Consider the following 17162-nt stretch of genomic DNA (forward strand, 5'->3'; position numbering starts at 1 on the left):
CCCTGAATCATTCTTCCGGGATCTCACATGCGCGCGCTCGCTCCATTGGCTTTGACACTCTTGATCGCAGGCTGCGGTGATGGCGAATCGATTTTGCCACCAGACGGTCGACTGCCCGACGGCGGACGCTACCGGGGCGATCTGGTCAACGGCGTCCTGCAGGGCCAGGGCCGCATCGATTACCCCAACGGCAGTTGGTACTCAGGTCAGTTCGAAAACGGCCTGCGGCAAGGCCAGGGTGAATGGCACGCCAGCAACGGCGACGTCTACAAGGGTGGTTTCGAGCAAGGTCTGTTCAACGGCCAGGGCCGACTGACCAACCGCGCTGGCACGAGTTATGTCGGCAGCTTCAAACTTGGCATGCGTGACGGCGAAGGCACCCAGAAAGACAAGGGCGTGCTTTATCGTGGCCAGTTCAAGGCCGGCGTGTACGACGGCCCCGGTCGCCTGGAACTGGAAGACGGCAGCCAGCATCAGGGCATGTTCGCCAATGGCAAGGCCAACGGCGAGGGTTCGCGCAGTGACGCCAGCGGCAACCAGTACAGCGGCAATTTCATCGACGGTCAATTGCAGGGCACCGGCAGCTTTACCAGCACTGACGGCGATCAATACGTCGGCAACTTCCGCAACAGCCAGCTGGACGGCAAGGGTCGCTACGAAAACAGCGACGGCGACGTCTGGAGCGGTGAGTTCAAGGAAGGCGCGCTGACCGGCAAAGGCGAGTTGATCGGCTCTGACGGCAGCCGCTATCAGGGTGACTTCGACAACTGGCGCTTCATGGGTCAGGGCCAGCTGCTACTGGCCGATGGCAGCCGCTACATCGGCCAGTTCGCCGATGACACCTACCAGGGCGACGGCGTGCTGATTTCCGCCGATGGCAAGGAGCAGCGCGGCATCTGGGCCAACGGCCAGCGGATCCGTGATGCCAAAGGCAAATTGCTGCCGGACCCACTTGAGGCCGGGCTACTGATCCAGGGTTCGCTGCTGGACAAGGCACTGGCAGCCGTGCCGGCGTCGACACCCGCCACCGAGCTGTACACGCTGGTCGTGGGTGGCGACGGCAAGCAGAGCGTGTTCATGCGCGAGGCGGACTACGTGAGCAATCTGCTCAAGTCGCGCTTCGGTGCCGTCGGGCAAGTCAGCCTGGTCAATCATCGCGATCACATGGATGACCGGCCGATGGCGACGCGTGAAACCATCACCCGCGCGGTGCAGACACTCGCCCAGCGCACCGGTCCGGAAGACTTGGTGTTCATTTACCTGACCAGCCACGGCACTCAGGATCATGAACTGGTGCTTGACCAGCCGCGCCTGTCGCTGGCAGACCTGCCCGCCGACGCCCTGGCCGCAGCCCTTGCACCACTGAAGAACCGTGACAAGGTCGTGGTGATTTCAGCCTGTTATTCCGGCGGGTTCATTCCCGACCTGAAAGATGAACGCACGCTGATCATGACCGCCTCGCGCGCCGACCGCGTCTCGTTCGGTTGCTCGGAAGAAGCGGACTTCACTTATTTTGGCGATGCACTATTTGCCAGGGCATTGGTCGAAACCGATGACCTGCAACACGCTTTCAACGAAGCGAAGGCCTATGTCGCGCAACGCGAGACCGAAGACAACTTCGAAGCCTCCGAACCGCAGATATGGGCACCCAAAGGAGTCCTGGCGCGCTGGCAGCAGTTGCGCAAAAGCCAGGCCGAACGCGCGTTGAGCACGGCGTTGAACCGCACGGAAGCGAAGACTTCGAGTAGCCGCTAGGCTTATCAGTATTGAGGGAGAAGCCACATGTACCTGACGCCGCAACACATCCTGCTCGCAGGAGCCACGGGCCTTACAGGCGAGCATTTGCTGGACAGGCTGCTCAGCGAGCCGACCGTCAGCCGCGTGTTGGCACCGACCCGCAAGCCGCTGGCCGAACACTCGCATCTGGAAAACCCGGTCGGCGAGCTGGCCACCCTGCTGCCAACGCTGTCTGGCCGGGTGGATATCGCATTCTGTTGCCTGGGCACCACGATCAAACAAGCGGGTTCGCAGGACGCCTTCAAGGCGGTTGATCTGGACATGGTCACAGCGTTCGCCAGCCGGGCCCGCGAACTCGGTGCTCGCCATTTGCTGGTAATCAGCGCAATCGGTGCAGATCCGGCGTCCGGTACCTTTTACAACCGTGTCAAAGGCGAAATGGAACAGGCGCTTCGTGCACAGGACTGGCCGCAACTGACCATCGCCCGCCCTTCCCTGCTGGTAGGCAGCCGTCCTGAAACCCGCTGGGTCGAGCAACTGGCGGCGCCTATCGCCAAACTGATCCCCGGCAAATACGGCGCCATCGAAGCCTGCCAACTGGCCCGCGCCCTGTGGCGGCTGGCGCTGGAAGAACAGAACGGCGTACGGATCGTCGAATCGGATGAGCTGCGCAAACTGGGCAAGTGATGATCGCCAGAGCTCAGACGCTGATCGTCCACACGCTCCGCGTGGGAATGCAGTTCGTGACGCTCTGCGTCATCCAAGGGAGCATTACCTGATAGCGCAGGTGGTCGCTCTTATACCGCTAAAGCCCGCCCGTGGCCTGAACCCCGAATCCCGCCGCCGTCAGCAATGACAGTGGCAGCAGCAGGGTGTCGAGCAGCGCACTGCCCGGCAGGTCCAGGCCCGGATAGCTGGGAGCCTCTGCGCCAAATCGGTCGGCGGCACAGCAACCACCCTGCAGCGCATACATGTTCAACCGCGTACCGGCATACACCACCGGCGCGCCAGGTTTGGCCGCATTGAGCGTGCGTGCCGTTGCGCAGCCGGTCAGCGCCAGCGCCAGCGCTACCAGCAGCAGCTTATTCATCGCCGCCAATATGGTGCTCGCCCCAACGCGGCAGCATGTCCTGAGGAATATTCAGCAGATTGAGGATCCGCGCGACGACAAAATCCACCAGGTCGTCGATAGTCTGCGGCTGATGATAGAAACCGGGCGAGGCAGGCAGAATGATCGCGCCCATGTTCGACAGCTTGAGCATGTTCTCCAGATGAATACTGGAAAACGGTGCCTCTCGCGGCACCAGAATCAACTGGCGCCGCTCCTTCAGCGTCACGTCAGCGGCGCGCTCGATCAAATTGTTGCAAGCCCCGGTGGCAATTGCCGACAGCGAACCGGTGGAACAAGGCACCACCACCATTGCGCTTGGCGATCCCGAACCGGAGGCCACTGGCGACATCCAGTCGTCGCGCCCATAGACGCGAATCTGCCCGGCAGATGCACCGGTGTATTCCGTCAGAAACGCCTGCATCATCATCGCCTTGGGCGGCAGGCGCACGTCGGTCTCGGTGGCCATAACCAGTTGCGCAGCCTTGGAGATCAGGAAATGTACTTCCCGATCCTCACGCACCAGACAATCAAGCAGGCGCAGGCCATATGGCGCGCCGGAAGCGCCGGTCATTGCAACGGTAACGCGCTCCGGGCCGCTCATTTCAGCGCCTCTGCCAGCTTGCCATGCAGACCTCCAAAGCCGCCGTTGCTCATGATCACGATGTGCGTGCCGGGCTGCGCCTGGCTTTTCACCTGGTCGATGATCGCTTCAATCGAATCACACACCTGCGCCGGTACAGTCCCCCCGGCCACGGTGGCTGCCAGGTCCCAGCCCAGATTGGGCGGGGCGTACCAGACCACCTGATCCGCCTGACTCACGCTTTCCCGCAGACCGTCGCGGTGCGCGCCAAGCTTCATCGAGTTGGAGCGCGGCTCGATGACCGCAATGATCGATGCATCACCGACCTTCTTGCGCAGGCCATCCAGCGTGGTGGCAATAGCTGTAGGGTGATGAGCGAAGTCATCATAAATAGTGATGCCGCGTACGTCGGCGACCTTTTCCATGCGCCGCTTGACGCTCTTGAACGCACTGAGCGCCTGCACGCCCAGCGACGGTACGACGCCCACATGGCGAGCGGCTGCCAGCGTCGCCAGGGCGTTGGCCACGTTGTGCTGACCGGTCATGTCCCAGTCGACGGTGCCCTGCGGTTCGCCCTCGAACAGCACTTCAAAGCGTGAACCGTCTTCGCTCAACAGCTGCGCCTGCCACTGACCGTTCTGGCCGGTGGTCTGTACCGGCGTCCAGCAGCCCATCTCGATGACCCGCGCCAGCGCTGGTTCAGTCGTCGGATGGATTACCAGACCTTCGCTCGGGATGGTACGCACCAGATGGTGAAACTGACGCTCGATGGCCGGCAGGTCGGGGAAGATGTCAGCATGATCGAACTCAAGATTGTTGAGGATCGCTGTCCGTGGACGGTAATGGACGAACTTGGAGCGTTTGTCGAAGAAGGCGCTGTCGTATTCATCGGCCTCGACCACAAAGAACGGGGTCTCGCCCAGACGCGCCGACACGGCGAAGTTCTGCGGGATGCCTCCGATCAGGAAGCCGGGACTCATGCCCGCGTGTTCCAGCACCCAGGCCAGCATGCTGCTGGTGGTGGTCTTGCCGTGCGTGCCGGCCACGGCCAGTACCCAGCGGCCTTGCAGCACATGGTCCGCCAGCCACTGCGGGCCAGACACATACGGCAAACCTTTGTTGAGCACATATTCAACTGCCGGGTTGCCGCGCGACAGCGCGTTGCCGACCACCACCAGATCAGGCGCCGGGTCCAGTTGTGCAGGGTCGTAGCCCTGGGTCAGCTCGATGCCCTGGGCTTGCAGCTGGGTGCTCATCGGTGGATAGACGTTGGCGTCGGAGCCCGTGACCCGGTGCCCCAACTCTTTGGCGAGCACCGCCAGAGACCCCATGAACGTGCCGCAGATACCAAGGATATGAATATGCATGACCAACCTCTCAGAACATCCACGCAGGTTAACGTAGGGACGGTGAAATGGCACCCTGAGTTTGTCCGTTGTCTTGCGCGCACGCCCCATTTCAATGCCCGGCAGATAAGCCTAAAGTCCTAGCCACGGCCGAATGCAAATGGCCTATTCTTGAACGCTTATTGTCAGCTACCCGAAAGCAGAATCGACACAGACTCCCTCACAACAAGAACCAGGAGACATACCATGCGTTACGCTCATCCCGGTACCGAAGGCGCTATCGTCAACTTCAAGGAACGCTACGGTAACTACATCGGCGGCGAGTTCGTCGCGCCGGTCAAAGGCCAGTATTTCACCAACACCTCGCCGGTCACCGGCAAGGCCATCGCAGAATTTCCGCGCTCCACCGCCGAAGACATCGACAAGGCACTCGACGCTGCGCACGCCGCCGCTGCAGGCTGGGGCTCGACCTCGGTGCAGGCCCGCTCGCTGGTCCTGCTGAAGATTGCCGACCGTATCGAAGCCAATCTGGAAGTCCTGGCCATCACCGAAACCTGGGACAACGGCAAGGCGATCCGCGAAACCCTCAACGCCGACATCCCGCTGGCCGCCGACCACTTCCGCTACTTCGCCGGCGTGCTGCGCGCGCAGGAAGGCAGCGCCGCCGAAATCGACGGCAACACCGTGGCCTATCACATTCATGAGCCGCTGGGCGTGGTCGGGCAGATCATCCCGTGGAACTTCCCGATCCTGATGGCCGCCTGGAAACTCGCCCCTGCGCTGGCTGCCGGTAATTGCATCGTGCTCAAACCTGCCGAGCAGACGCCGCTGGGCATCAGCGTGCTGATCGAGCTGATCGGCGACCTGTTGCCTCCTGGCGTGCTGAACATCGTGCAGGGTTATGGCCGCGAAGCGGGTGAGGCGCTGGCCAGCAGCAAACGCATCGCCAAAATCGCCTTCACCGGCTCGACGCCTGTCGGCTCGCACATCATGAAACTGGCGGCAGACAACATCATCCCGTCCACCGTAGAACTGGGCGGCAAGTCGCCGAACATCTTCTTCGAAGACATCATGAGCGCCGAACCGGAGTTCATCGACAAGGCCGCCGAAGGCCTGGTGCTGGCGTTCTTCAATCAGGGCGAAGTCTGCACCTGCCCGTCCCGCGCGCTGGTGCAGGAGTCGATCTACCCACAGTTCATGGAAGCGGTGATGCGCAAGGTCGAGAAGATCAAGCGCGGCGACCCGCTGGACACCGACACCATGGTCGGCGCCCAGGCCTCCGAGCAACAGTTCGACAAGATTCTTTCGTACCTGGACATCGCCAAGGGCGAAGGCGCCGAACTGTTGACCGGCGGCAAAGTGGAGAAGCTGGAGGGCAGCCTGTCCACCGGCTACTACATCCAGCCGACGCTGCTCAAAGGCAACAACAAAATGCGCGTGTTCCAGGAAGAGATCTTCGGCCCGGTGGTCAGCGTCACGACCTTCAAGGACGAAGCAGAAGCCGTGGCCATCGCCAACGATACCGAGTTCGGCCTGGGCGCAGGCCTGTGGACCCGCGACATCAACCGCGCCTACCGCGTGGGCCGGGCCATCAAGGCCGGCCGCGTGTGGACCAACTGCTACCACCTGTACCCGGCACACGCCGCGTTCGGTGGCTACAAGAAATCCGGCGTCGGCCGCGAAACCCACAAGATCGCGCTTGAGCATTATCAGCAGACCAAAAACCTGCTGGTGAGCTACGACAACAACCCGCTGGGTTTTTTCTAGCACCAGCCCCGCGATGATCGTCCCCACGCGCTGCGTGGGGATGCCTTTCCAGATGCTCTGCGTCCGATCCTGAATGCCGTCTCAAGATACTTATCGTTCCCATGCTCCGCGTGGGAATGCCTTTCTGGACGCTCTGCGTCCGATCCTGAATGCCGTCTCAAGATGTCTATCCGTTCCCATGCTCCGCGTGGGGACGCCTTTCCAGACGATCTGCGTCCGATCCTGCACGCCGTCTCAGGATGTTTATCGTTCCCATGCTCCGCGTGGGAATGCCTTTCTGGACGCTCTGCGTCCGATCTTGAATGTGCGGTGTCAGCACGATAATCATCTCAAACAGCATCGCGCACCAACCCTGTGCATCGCGCCCTGGCGTGATGCATCTTTCCTCTGAATACTCTGCTCATAGTTGCAAACTCGCACTCCCGGTCAGGGTGGAGTATTAATTGCTTTCATCTCTTCCCACAGTCGCTTGAAGCGGGGCGTACCCGTTTCACCGAAAGACTACGTCCGACGCAAGCAGCGCGACGTCATGGAGAATCTGTATGGCGAGCTTTTCCCACTCTGTCGGTGCGCAGACGTACCGCTTCGACAGCCTCAAAGAAGTGATGGCCAAGGCCAGTCCTGCGCGCTCCGGTGATTATCTGGCCGAAGTCGCGGCGCAGAACGACGGCGAGCGAGTCGCCGCGCAGATGGCGCTGGCGAACATTCCGCTCAAGCACTTTCTTGAAGAAGCCCTGATCCCTTACGAGCAGGACGAAGTTACCCGGTTGATCATCGACACCCACGACAAGCTGGCGTTTGCTCCGGTCAGCCACCTGACAGTCGGCGGCTTTCGCGACTGGCTGCTCAGCGACAAGGCCGACGAAACCACTCTGCGTGCGCTGGGCCCGGGCCTGACTCCGGAAATGGCCGCTGCCGTTTCAAAGATCATGCGCGTACAGGATCTGGTGCTGGTGGCGCAGAAAATCCGCGTGGTGACGCGCTTCCGCAACACCATGGGCCTGCGCGGCCGGCTGTCGACACGTCTGCAACCCAATCACCCCACCGACGACCCGTCCGGCATTGCAGCCAGCGTGCTCGACGGCCTGCTGTACGGCAATGGTGATGCCATGATCGGCATCAACCCGGCCACCGACAGCACCTCGTCCATCGTTGCCCTGCTGGAAATGCTCGACGCCATCGTCCAGCGCTATGAAATCCCGACGCAGTCCTGCGTGCTGACCCACGTCACCACGTCTATCGAAGTGATCAACCGTGGCGTGCCGGTCGACCTGGTGTTTCAGTCAATCACCGGCACTGAAGCCGCCAATGCCAGCTTCGGCATCAGCCTCAAGCTGTTGCAGGAAGGCTATGAGGCGGGCCTGAGCCTGAACCGCGGCACCCTCGGGCAAAACCTGATGTATTTCGAGACCGGCCAAGGCAGCGCGCTGTCGGCCAACGCGCATCATGGCGTCGACCAGCAGACCTGCGAGACCCGCGCCTACGCCGTCGCCCGGCATTTCAACCCGTTCCTGGTCAACACCGTGGTCGGTTTCATCGGCCCCGAATACCTGTACAACGGCAAACAGATCATTCGCGCCGGTCTGGAGGATCACTTCTGCGGCAAGCTGCTGGGCGTGCCGATGGGCTGTGACATCTGCTATACCAACCACGCAGAAGCCGATCAGGACGACATGGACACCCTGCTGACCCTGCTGGGCGTCGCGGGGATCAACTTCATCATGGGCATCCCCGGCTCCGACGACATCATGCTCAACTACCAGACCACCTCCTTCCACGACGCGCTGTACGCGAGGCAAAGCCTGGGCCTGCGTCCTGCACCGGAATACGAAGCCTGGCTGGAGAAAATGGGCATCTTCACCCAGGCCGACGGCCGTGTGCGCTTCGGCGACAGCCTGCCGCCGGCCTTCCGTCAGGCACTGGCGCATCTAGCATGAGTGACGAGCCGATGAACGAACTACAAGACGGCGCCATCCCCGCCAATCCATGGCTGGAACTGCGCCGCCTGACCCCCGCGCGCATTGCGCTGGGTCGTACCGGCACCAGCCTGCCGACCTCTGCGCAGCTGGATTTTCAAGCCGCGCATGCGCAGGCACGTGATGCAGTGCATCTGGCCTTCGACCATGCCGCGATCAGCGCGCAACTGAATGAAAAAGGCCGTGAAACCCTGTTGCTGCACAGCGCCGCCGTCGACCGGGACAGTTACCTGCAGCGCCCGGACCTGGGCCGTCGCCTGAATGACGAATCAGCGCAGACGTTGCGCGACTTCGCCGCCGCTCATCCGGGCGGCGTCGATCTGGCGATAGTGGTCGCCGACGGTCTGTCCGCCCTGGCGGTGCATCGACATGCGGTGCCTTTCCTCATGCGCCTGGAAGAACAGGCCAGCGCTGAGGGCTGGTCCCTGTCGCCAGTGATCATGGTCGAGCAGGGCCGCGTCGCAGTGGCCGATGAAGTCGGCGAACTGCTGGGTGCGAAGATGGTGGTCATCCTGATCGGCGAGCGCCCTGGCCTTAGCTCTCCGGACAGTCTGGGCCTGTACTTCACCTACGCACCGAAGGTCGGGTTGAATGATGCGCACCGTAACTGTATTTCCAATGTACGCCTTGAAGGCCTGAGCTACGGCATGGCCGCTCATCGGCTGCTGTACCTGATGCGCGAGGCCTGCAGACGGCAGATTTCCGGGGTCAACCTGAAAGACGAGGCTGAACTGCAGATTCTGGAAGCAGACGGCGCTGACGATCACTCAGATAAACCCATCGGCAATTTCCTCCTCGACGGCCCTGCAGCGCCGCACTAGCTCACTCACTGGATTGTGCCGTTCAAAGTCGCCGGGCAGATTCGCGTAATCATCCCGGCGTACGGCATCAGCCCGGATGAACGTTGCGGCCTGACCATTGGGCTCATCAAGCAGCGCTCGAATACCTCGACCTGCTGTTCCCGCCGCTCATGAAAACCTTACCGCTCACACCCCATTCAAAGCCGCCGCTTATTCCGAAGCCCCTTCTGTGCATTCTGCTTCTATAATGCCGCGCATACCGCAAAGTCGTTTTCTCCGCATGCGACCCCGGACAGGGTCTCGCCTCAGGTGCCTTAATGGAATTCAACCCGCTCGACCTTATTCTGCATCTCGACGTTTACCTTGACCTGTTGGTGACCAACTACGGCACATGGGTCTACGCGATTCTGTTTCTGGTGATTTTCTGCGAGACCGGGCTGGTGATCATGCCCTTCCTGCCGGGCGACTCGCTGCTGTTCATTGCCGGCGCCGTGGCTGCCGGTGGCGGCATGGACCCGGTGCTGCTGGCCGGGTTGTTGATGCTCGCGGCGATTCTGGGCGACAGCACCAACTATGTGATCGGCCGCACAGCGGGCGAAAAGCTGTTCAGCAACCCGACCTCGCGAATCTTCCGCCGCGACTACCTGCTGCGCACCCAGGATTTCTACGCACGCCACGGCGGCAAGACCGTCACGCTGGCGCGCTTCCTGCCGATTATCCGCACCTTCGCGCCGTTTGTGGCCGGTGTGGGCAGAATGTCCTATCCGCGCTTCGTGGGCTTCAGCGTGCTGGGTTCGGTGCTGTGGGTCGGCAGCCTGATAACACTGGGCTTCTTCTTCGGCAACGTACCATTCATCAAGCAGAACCTGACCTTTCTGGTCCTGGCAATCATCCTGCTGTCGCTGGTGCCGATGATCATCGGCGTGGTGCGCAGCCGCACCGTGCGTCCGGTCGACGCGCGCTGAATCATGTGGTCATTCAGCAACTGGCGCAGGCAGCGCAAGCTTGCCAGACACCCGGTTGCTGACGAGCTGTGGCAGAACGTGTGCGCACGTCTGCCGATCCTCGATGGTCTGAGCAAAGCGCAGCACGCGCAACTGCGTGACGCCTGCGTGCTGTTTCTGCATGACAAACACCTCAGCGCGCTGCCGGGCGTTGATCTGGATGACGAGCAACGGCTGTTTCTCGCCGCACAGGCGCAACTGCCGCTGCTGAACCTGGGCGGACTGAACTGGTATCAGGGTTTTCATGAAATCGTGCTGTACCCCGACGACTTCGTCAGCCCGCAGCGCCATCGCGATGCCAGCGGCGTCGAACACGAGTGGGATGGCGAGCACAGCGGCGAAGCCTGGCTGCAGGGCCCGGTGATTCTGGCCTGGCCTGGTGTATTGAGCAGCGGCGGCTGGGATGGCTATAACCTGGTGATCCATGAGCTCGCGCACAAGCTCGACATGCTAAACGGCGACGCCAATGGCCTGCCGCCGCTGCACAGCGATATGCAGGTGACCGAATGGGCCCGCATCATGCAAAGCGCGTTCGATGATCTCAACCGGCAACTGGACCACAACCCAGACGCCGAACCCGCCATCGATCCCTATGCCGCCGAAGATCCGGCCGAGTTCTTCGCCGTGACCAGCGAATACTTCTTCAGCGCGCCCGATCTGCTGCACGGCAGTTACCCGGCAGTCTACGAGCAACTGAAAGCGTTCTACCGTCAGGACACCCTTGCGCGGCTTGACCTGCTGCGTCGACAAGACCCGGCTTACCGGGACAGCTGACCGCCTCCAAGGCCATGCGTGGCAACCAAAACAGAATATGCCTATAATCCGGACCACTTTATGGCGGTTCGCGCCACAATCTGTCTGGTCAACTAGGGGGGCAATGCCCAATGAGCTACAGCAAGATTCCGGCTGGTAAAGACCTGCCGAACGACATCTACGTCGCCATCGAAATCCCGGCCAACCACGCGCCGATCAAATACGAAATCGACAAAGATTCCGATTGCCTGTTCGTTGACCGTTTCATGGCCACCCCAATGTTCTACCCGGCCAACTATGGTTTCATCCCCAACACCCTGGCTGACGACGGCGACCCGCTGGACGTGCTGGTTGTAACCCCATACCCGGTTACCCCAGGCTCGGTTATCCGCGCACGCCCGGTCGGCATCCTGCACATGACTGACGACGGCGGCGGCGATGCCAAAGTTATCGCAGTGCCACACGACAAGCTGTCCCAGATTTACGTCGACGTGAAAGAGTACACCGACCTGCCGCCGCTGCTGCTTGAGCAGATCAAGCACTTCTTCGAGAACTACAAGGATCTCGAAAAAGGCAAATGGGTGAAGATCGAAGGTTGGGGCAACGCTGATGCTGCCCGTGCCGAGATCACCAAATCGGTTGCAGCGTTCAAAGGCTGATCATCGATCTGGCGTTTCAGGGCACGCCACGCGCGCGCCCTGAAACACGCTTGCCCCTCCTCGCTGCACCTCCCCGCATACCTCGCTCGCTGAAACACAACCACCCGTTTTTTTTGCAGCGCGCACGTTTAAAAATGCGTCCGGCTTTTAGACATTCGATAAACAGTTCGTTAATGCCCGTATAGCTGGGGTAAACGCGCAATACGTCGTTTAGCCAAAAAAGCGCTATTACGGAATCCACCTACACAACATTCATTCCATCCGTAGTCCGGATAGCCATGCGCACCCCGGGATAAGGTCGACGTCAACACCTCGTTCATTTAAACGCCCCGGCGACGTCCGTAGACTTCGCCCTATGAATACATCAGGTGATCGACTCCGCATCCTCCTTCGGGAGTGCCATCTCACAGCGACTGATTTTGCCGCCAACCGCAAAATCACGCCGCAACACGTCAATAACTGGTTCAAGCGCGGCGTGCCCATGGCGCGGATTGACGAGGTGGCTGAACTGTTGACCGTCAACGCCCGCTGGCTGCGCACCGGCGAAGGCCCCAAACATCCTAACGACTGCGCCAATGAAAGCACTGGCGGCGACACCCGCGTCATTATTCATCAGGCCAGAAACGTGTCGCGCGGCGACGTGGAAATCCAGATATTCATGGAAGCCGAATCCACCCACGGCGTTGGCAAGACCGTCCTCGCCGAAGCCCCCGGACAGAAAATCCGCCTGCCCCTGCAAGTACTGCAGAACATGGGCATCGACCCGAAAAACTGCATGTGCGTCGCCATGGTTGGCAACAGCATGGCCGACAAGATCCAGGACGGCTCGATCCTCGGCGTCGACCGCGAACTGACCCAGGTCATCGACGGCGAAATCTACGCCCTCGAACACGGCGGCATCCTGCGCGTACGCTACCTCTACCGCCTCCCCAACGGCGGCCTGCGCCTGCGCAGCCACAACGACGCCGAATACCCGGACGAACTGTTCAGCGCCGAAGACATCGACCGGGAGAAAATACGGATTCTGGGCTGGATATTCTGGTGGTCGACGCTGAACAGCCGACGTAATGCCATGCTGCTGTTATGAGGCGTTCGCGGTTGAAAGGCATTCGGGCTGGGCATGGGAGGCGAACTTCAGTATCCTGTTCGCCATCCAGAGCACCTGACGCAGTCATGCGATGCGGTGTTTGAACGGGGCATGTGATCCGTTTGCCTTGTTGCCTATTCGCGTTTCTTCAAGAGGCGCACCTGTTGAAGGCGATTGCGGTCTATCAAAAATAGATCAGAACCGCCTACGAGAAGCCGGCCACAAGCCGGCTTTTTAATGCCTCCCGCTTTCTTCTTGCAGCCAAACCGTGGATATCATTTGCTTAAGAGGCTTCCAGCCAAATCAGCCGCTGGCAGCACTTTGCTGGTTATTCGATGGCTCGCAGAAAACTACCCACCGCCCTCCCCCAGCCGCCTCCGCCGCGCCACCAGCGCCCTGCGCAGGGAAACATCCGCATACTCCATAAACAGCGTTGCCAATCGATTCAGCGCTGCCTCTTCCTCTTCGCCGCCCACGATTGAATCAAAGCCGAGCGCACGCTTGTTCTGCTCGGGTAGTTCTTCCCAGCTGGTCATGAGATAGGCGTACATTGCGCTGACGATTTGGGGGCTAGTCGAAGACTTGGGCTTTGGGGATGCCTCGGCTAGAACACCTATCCGCGAGCGTATGCGCTGGAGAGCGCGACATTTTTTGCAGATCGGCAGGTATCTTGAAGCATGACGCCGTTGCGGTGATCCGAAGGCTTTGTGACGACTCATGAAGCATCTACTCCTTTGCTGTGGCAGCGACTCATCCTTGTAAAGCGCACTCGGCATAATGAATGCTATAGCGTGTAGCGCTATAACGTGCATTCAAGCGAAATCCCTTCCTTTTGTAAAGGGGGTGCGCCATGGATCTGAGCAACGCAATCGGAGCAGCACTGAAAGAAGCGCGCGAAGCGAAGGGTCTCACGCAGGAGGATTTTGTCGGGGTCAGTGGCAGGACGTATCTGTCCGAGATCGAACGCGGATTGAAGAGCCCGACGCTTGAGAAGCTGGATCAGCTCGCGACAAGGATCGGAATTCATCCGCTTGAGCTGCTGGTCTCGTGCTATGCCAAACAGGCGTCGATGAGTCAGCAAGCGTTGCTGGATATGCTGGATGAGCGCTTGCGTAAAGAATGACTCATAGCGATTCAATCCAGTCCGTTCTGGTCAGATACAGGACTGTCACGGGCAGACTTCTAAGTCCCGCTCTCTCCACAGCTTCCAGACCTCTTCCCAGCCAGCTTCATGGCTCGGGCCCGAGACAACGATCAACTGACTGCACGCGCCGCTGCCTAGTTGCGTGCTGTAAAGCGTTGCCAGTTCAGTCGGGATCATTTCGTCGTGCGTTCCTGACAAGTGACGCTGGGGTATCAATGCAAGGTGCTGGATGTAATCGAGTGGGTCCAACGAGCCATTGAGGGGTGAAAGTCCCTTTAGCGCTGTCCACTGATTCGGCGCAAGATTGCCGGCGATGGTCTGGATACGGGTGATGTCGTTTCGTTGTCCGGCCAGCAGCAACGCAAGGGTTGCGCCGCCTGAGTAACCAATCAGCTCGAACTCGTTATTACCGTAACGTTGTTTCATCTGGTCCAGCGCGCTGCTGAGGCTGGTGACCACGTCCTGGGAGAAGCGGCGATCGGTCCAGAGTGCAGGGTTGCAGGCCGGCGCCGTGATGAACTGACAAGGTCGCGCCAGATAGGCGCTGGGAGTCGGGTCGTTGATTGCCAGACGCGGCACCAGCAGCTTACGCGGGCTTGGGTCGAGACTGGGTTGAGTGGCGGTGGCCCAGGCGTGACCGTCGCCTTCCAGATAGACCCGCAGACGAGGCGTCCTGAAGGTCTCTGGAGGTAATAGCGCCGCCAGTGGAAAGGGCTGTGCCGACAGCGTCTGCATCTGCCGGCCATGCTGCTCCGCCAATTGCTGTAGACCTACGCGTGGCGACTGACAACCGGCAATGGCCCCGCTTAACAGCAGCACCATCACCACTGCAAGGATACCGCCCAGGCGTTTTCGACCGAGGCGGTAACTCCACATCAGAAGTCGTAACGCACTTTGGCAGAGAACACATCGGCATCGAAGTCCGATTTCCCGATGTAGTCGTAGTTGACGCCCAGTGTAACTGCGCCCAGTTTGTAGTCGGCCCCCACGCCCGCTTCGTAACTGTCACGCACGGCCTTGGCGCCACTGGTCACAAACGGTGTACTGCCGAGCAGAAAGGTGGACGTGCTCTGCGCTTCATCGGCGGCGAAATCGTGGTAGGCCATCAGCTTGGCCTGTGGTTCCAGCGTTCCGGCGCCCAGGAGGAAGCTGCCAGCCACACGCATACCCGCGCCCAGCTCAATGGCTTCATAACGCTGATCTTCAACCTTCAGCGCAGCCGACGAGCCTTTCTCGCGATAGCCGTCGATGTTCACCTGGCTGTAACGTGCCGCCACGCGCGGCTCGACCAGGACTTGCGGGCTGACGTGGTAGGTGTAACCGCCCACCAGGTTCAGGCCCAGCAGGTCGCTGTCATAATCAGCTTTGGCACGTGTACCGGCGATGCTGCGTTTGCCCTGATTGTCATTGAAGCCGTAAGTCAGGCTTGTATCGACAAAGTAATTGCCCTGCTCAAAGCCCCCATACAGAGTGAATGCATGGCTGTCGACTTCGGTTTTGTTGCCACTTTTGCCATTCACGTCGGTATTGATGAAGCTGTACGCCAAGCCCAGCGTCAGGTTGTCGTTGAGTTTGCCGTCAGCACCCACAGCGACGCCGCTGCTGTACGCGTTGTAGCCCGCAATCCCGTCACGCTGGCCTTGAGTGGCATCGCTGTAAAGCGACTGGACCCAGACACCTGCATTTTTGAAGCCCTCGCCAGAGGAAGCACCGCGTATCGAACTGGTGCGGCTGCCGGTTACATTGCTGATCAGGCCTTGGCTGGTAGTAGCGGCGCTTCTGGCCCCGCCGTTGACCTCAGGCGATAGCTGAGAGGCCAGCTTGGCGAGTTGCCCCCCGTCAGCGTTCAACAAAAGCTGTTTGAACGCATCACTGTCGTTCAGCTTGCTGATGATGCTGTCGCCAGTCAGATTGACGAGCGTTTCTTGGTCGTTGGAAGAACCACCATTGTCAGTGATGATCTGGGCGACTTCTTGCTTGCCTTTGCCGGTGACCACAGCCACCACTTCTTTGCCGTCAACGGTATAACTGTCGATTTTAAGCAGCGCCGAGGTACTGACTACATCGAGCTTGCCGGCAGCATCGACCGCGCTTCCATCCTTGGTCAGCAGTTCGATCTTGCCTGCTTCGATAAGTTTGTAGGTGGTGCCGTTGGCACTGAAGTCGTCACCCTTGGCCGCGAGCTTTACTTGCGCGCCCTGTTCGAACTGAGTGAGACCGGTAACTTTCAGCACTGCGGTTTTTGTATCAGTGGCCTTACTCAGATTCAGGCCGAGCGCCGAATTGGCGTCGACATACAGATCGCCATTAATGCTGCTGTGCGTGGATTCGAAAGTCATGGTAGTCGGACTGTCGGAGCTGCCGCCAACGTAAACCGACCCGCCGCTCTTGAGGCGAATGTTGTAACCATCCTTACGGCTGTCAGTACCTGTGAAGGAAGTATCCCCTTCAAGCTCGATATTGCTCAGGTCGATCAGGTTACCGACAACGACGCTACCCTGTCTCAGGATCAGCTCGATCGGACGATTGCTTTTGGAGGCGTCGATGGCCCTGTCAGAGGAAATGATCGAACCGCTGTTATAGATATTGAAGTCGCCCCGCTCGATGTACCAGGGTTGAGCACCGATCATGGAGAATGTTGTAGTACCCATCACGATAGCAGCGCCCTCGCCGCGAATCGTCCCGGTATTGATTATGTCCGCACTATTGCCGATCATGGTGACCCCATCGACCCGAAGACCTTCAGACCCTGCGCCGCTGGCGGAGAGGCTGCCCTGGTTTTCGATAGCTTTCAGACTCGTGGCGAAATCCAGAGCTGTCGCGCCTTGACCGGTAACGTCAACCAGACCGCGGTTGATGACGCTGCCGCTGATCTTGCCGCCCTCAAGGCTGATGCCTTTGACCCCTTCGCTACTGGCAAAATTGCCGGAACCGGTGATGTTCGCGTTGAGGATCAGGCCCTTTTCAATAGTCGAACCGTTGAGCTCGATCGCATCTTTAACCGCACTGCCCGTATAGGCACCGTTGATCTCGAGATTGCCGGCATGGGTCTGACGCTCGCTCTTGTAACCCGCGTTGGTCAGTTCGACTGTTTCAGCAAAAGCCGGAACAGCAGTTGCAGCCACAGCCATGGCGAGAAGGGTCTTGCGAAATATCACAGCGTTCACGATTCATTCCTTATGTTGGGGGCGCTTCCAT

The 17162-nt window shown here is 60.0% G+C and carries 16 protein-coding genes; 10 read left to right on the forward strand and 6 right to left on the reverse strand.

Going from position 1 to position 17162, the window contains the following annotated elements:
* Positions 1–27: 27 nt before the first annotated feature.
* Positions 28–1755 carry a C13 family peptidase gene (locus BLR20_RS14975; RefSeq protein ID WP_054993601.1) on the forward strand — a complete coding sequence of 576 codons (1728 nt, stop codon included), beginning with the start codon at positions 28–30 and terminating at the stop codon, positions 1753–1755.
* Between the two features lie 27 nt (positions 1756–1782).
* Positions 1783–2424, forward strand: coding sequence for an oxidoreductase (locus tag BLR20_RS14980; protein ID WP_054993602.1), 642 nt, complete (start codon positions 1783–1785; stop codon positions 2422–2424).
* 118 nt (positions 2425–2542) lie between these two features.
* Here BLR20_RS14980 and BLR20_RS14985 read toward each other — a convergent pair whose 3' ends face one another.
* Genes BLR20_RS14985 through mpl form a run of 3 tightly spaced genes read right to left on the reverse strand, consistent with a single transcriptional unit; the run spans position 2543 to position 4795 of the window.
* Positions 2543–2827, reverse strand: coding sequence for a YceK/YidQ family lipoprotein (locus BLR20_RS14985; protein WP_032615352.1), 285 nt, complete (start codon positions 2825–2827; stop codon positions 2543–2545).
* The gene (ubiX, locus tag BLR20_RS14990; protein WP_010436941.1) at positions 2820–3449 is read right to left on the reverse strand and encodes a flavin prenyltransferase UbiX; all 630 of its coding nucleotides are present in this window, start codon (positions 3447–3449) and stop codon (positions 2820–2822) included. The genes BLR20_RS14985 and ubiX overlap by 8 nt, the downstream gene beginning before the upstream one ends.
* Positions 3446–4795 carry a UDP-N-acetylmuramate:L-alanyl-gamma-D-glutamyl-meso-diaminopimelate ligase gene (gene mpl / locus BLR20_RS14995; protein ID WP_054993603.1) on the reverse strand — a complete coding sequence of 450 codons (1350 nt, stop codon included), beginning with the start codon at positions 4793–4795 and terminating at the stop codon, positions 3446–3448. The genes ubiX and mpl overlap by 4 nt, the downstream gene beginning before the upstream one ends.
* 225 nt (positions 4796–5020) lie before the next feature.
* Here mpl and exaC point away from each other — a divergent pair, with 225 nt between their 5' ends.
* The 7 genes from exaC (at position 5021) to BLR20_RS15030 (ending at position 12820) form a co-directional block, all read left to right on the forward strand.
* On the forward strand, positions 5021–6541 hold the full coding sequence (exaC, locus tag BLR20_RS15000; RefSeq protein WP_054993604.1) for an acetaldehyde dehydrogenase ExaC: 1521 nt from the start codon (positions 5021–5023) through the stop codon (positions 6539–6541).
* 542 nt (positions 6542–7083) lie between these two features.
* Positions 7084–8478 carry an ethanolamine ammonia-lyase subunit EutB gene (locus BLR20_RS15005; RefSeq protein ID WP_054993605.1) on the forward strand — a complete coding sequence of 465 codons (1395 nt, stop codon included), beginning with the start codon at positions 7084–7086 and terminating at the stop codon, positions 8476–8478.
* A complete protein-coding gene (gene eutC, locus BLR20_RS15010; protein ID WP_010427877.1) occupies positions 8475–9338 on the forward strand; it encodes an ethanolamine ammonia-lyase subunit EutC in 864 nt (287 codons plus the stop codon). The genes BLR20_RS15005 and eutC overlap by 4 nt, the downstream gene beginning before the upstream one ends.
* Positions 9339–9634: 296 nt before the next feature.
* A complete protein-coding gene (locus BLR20_RS15015; protein ID WP_032615360.1) occupies positions 9635–10282 on the forward strand; it encodes a DedA family protein in 648 nt (215 codons plus the stop codon).
* A gap of 3 nt (positions 10283–10285) precedes the next feature.
* Positions 10286–11095 (forward strand): M90 family metallopeptidase, encoded by an 810-nt coding sequence (locus BLR20_RS15020; protein WP_054993606.1) that lies wholly within the window; start codon positions 10286–10288, stop codon positions 11093–11095.
* A gap of 110 nt (positions 11096–11205) precedes the next feature.
* Complete coding sequence (ppa, locus tag BLR20_RS15025) at positions 11206–11733, forward strand: inorganic diphosphatase (RefSeq protein ID WP_010427871.1); 528 nt, start codon at positions 11206–11208, stop codon at positions 11731–11733.
* A gap of 355 nt (positions 11734–12088) precedes the next feature.
* Positions 12089–12820: a LexA family transcriptional regulator gene (locus BLR20_RS15030; protein ID WP_054993607.1), complete on the forward strand. Its 732-nt coding sequence runs from the start codon at positions 12089–12091 to the stop codon at positions 12818–12820.
* Positions 12821–13170: 350 nt separating this feature from the next.
* On the opposite strand, the gene BLR20_RS26495 is transcribed toward BLR20_RS15030, so the two are convergent.
* Positions 13171–13371 carry a hypothetical protein gene (locus BLR20_RS26495; RefSeq protein ID WP_003384292.1) on the reverse strand — a complete coding sequence of 67 codons (201 nt, stop codon included), beginning with the start codon at positions 13369–13371 and terminating at the stop codon, positions 13171–13173.
* Positions 13372–13670: 299 nt separating this feature from the next.
* Here BLR20_RS26495 and BLR20_RS15040 point away from each other — a divergent pair, with 299 nt between their 5' ends.
* Positions 13671–13943 (forward strand): helix-turn-helix domain-containing protein, encoded by a 273-nt coding sequence (locus BLR20_RS15040; protein ID WP_054994400.1) that lies wholly within the window; start codon positions 13671–13673, stop codon positions 13941–13943.
* Positions 13944–13988: 45 nt separating this feature from the next.
* On the opposite strand, the gene BLR20_RS15045 is transcribed toward BLR20_RS15040, so the two are convergent.
* Entirely contained in the window at positions 13989–14840 is an 852-nt protein-coding gene (locus tag BLR20_RS15045; protein WP_054994399.1) for an alpha/beta hydrolase family protein, read from the reverse strand.
* Positions 14840–17131, reverse strand: coding sequence for an autotransporter family protein (locus tag BLR20_RS15050; RefSeq protein WP_054994398.1), 2292 nt, complete (start codon positions 17129–17131; stop codon positions 14840–14842). Before BLR20_RS15050 ends, BLR20_RS15045 begins: the two co-directional genes overlap by 1 nt.
* Positions 17132–17162 lie beyond the last annotated feature (31 nt).

The organism is Pseudomonas congelans (assembly GCF_900103225.1).
In the GTDB taxonomy this organism is placed as follows: domain Bacteria; phylum Pseudomonadota; class Gammaproteobacteria; order Pseudomonadales; family Pseudomonadaceae; genus Aquipseudomonas; species Aquipseudomonas congelans.

Bases quoted from the DNA above. Each gene is read 5' to 3' on its own strand.
- BLR20_RS15005 (WP_054993605.1), top strand. From the start codon at position 7,084: ATGGCGAGCTTTTCCCACTCTGTCGGTGCGCAGACGTACCGCTTCGAC.
- mpl (WP_054993603.1), bottom strand. From the start codon at position 4,795: ATGCATATTCATATCCTTGGTATCTGCGGCACGTTCATGGGGTCTCTG.
- BLR20_RS15040 (WP_054994400.1), top strand. From the start codon at position 13,671: ATGGATCTGAGCAACGCAATCGGAGCAGCACTGAAAGAAGCGCGCGAA.
- eutC (WP_010427877.1), top strand. From the start codon at position 8,475: ATGAGTGACGAGCCGATGAACGAACTACAAGACGGCGCCATCCCCGCC.
- BLR20_RS15030 (WP_054993607.1), top strand. From the start codon at position 12,089: ATGAATACATCAGGTGATCGACTCCGCATCCTCCTTCGGGAGTGCCAT.
- BLR20_RS15015 (WP_032615360.1), top strand. From the start codon at position 9,635: ATGGAATTCAACCCGCTCGACCTTATTCTGCATCTCGACGTTTACCTT.
- BLR20_RS14980 (WP_054993602.1), top strand. From the start codon at position 1,783: ATGTACCTGACGCCGCAACACATCCTGCTCGCAGGAGCCACGGGCCTT.
- BLR20_RS26495 (WP_003384292.1), bottom strand. From the start codon at position 13,371: ATGTACGCCTATCTCATGACCAGCTGGGAAGAACTACCCGAGCAGAAC.
- exaC (WP_054993604.1), top strand. From the start codon at position 5,021: ATGCGTTACGCTCATCCCGGTACCGAAGGCGCTATCGTCAACTTCAAG.
- ubiX (WP_010436941.1), bottom strand. From the start codon at position 3,449: ATGAGCGGCCCGGAGCGCGTTACCGTTGCAATGACCGGCGCTTCCGGC.
- BLR20_RS14975 (WP_054993601.1), top strand. From the start codon at position 28: ATGCGCGCGCTCGCTCCATTGGCTTTGACACTCTTGATCGCAGGCTGC.
- BLR20_RS15045 (WP_054994399.1), bottom strand. From the start codon at position 14,840: ATGTGGAGTTACCGCCTCGGTCGAAAACGCCTGGGCGGTATCCTTGCA.
- ppa (WP_010427871.1), top strand. From the start codon at position 11,206: ATGAGCTACAGCAAGATTCCGGCTGGTAAAGACCTGCCGAACGACATC.
- BLR20_RS14985 (WP_032615352.1), bottom strand. From the start codon at position 2,827: ATGAATAAGCTGCTGCTGGTAGCGCTGGCGCTGGCGCTGACCGGCTGC.
- BLR20_RS15020 (WP_054993606.1), top strand. From the start codon at position 10,286: ATGTGGTCATTCAGCAACTGGCGCAGGCAGCGCAAGCTTGCCAGACAC.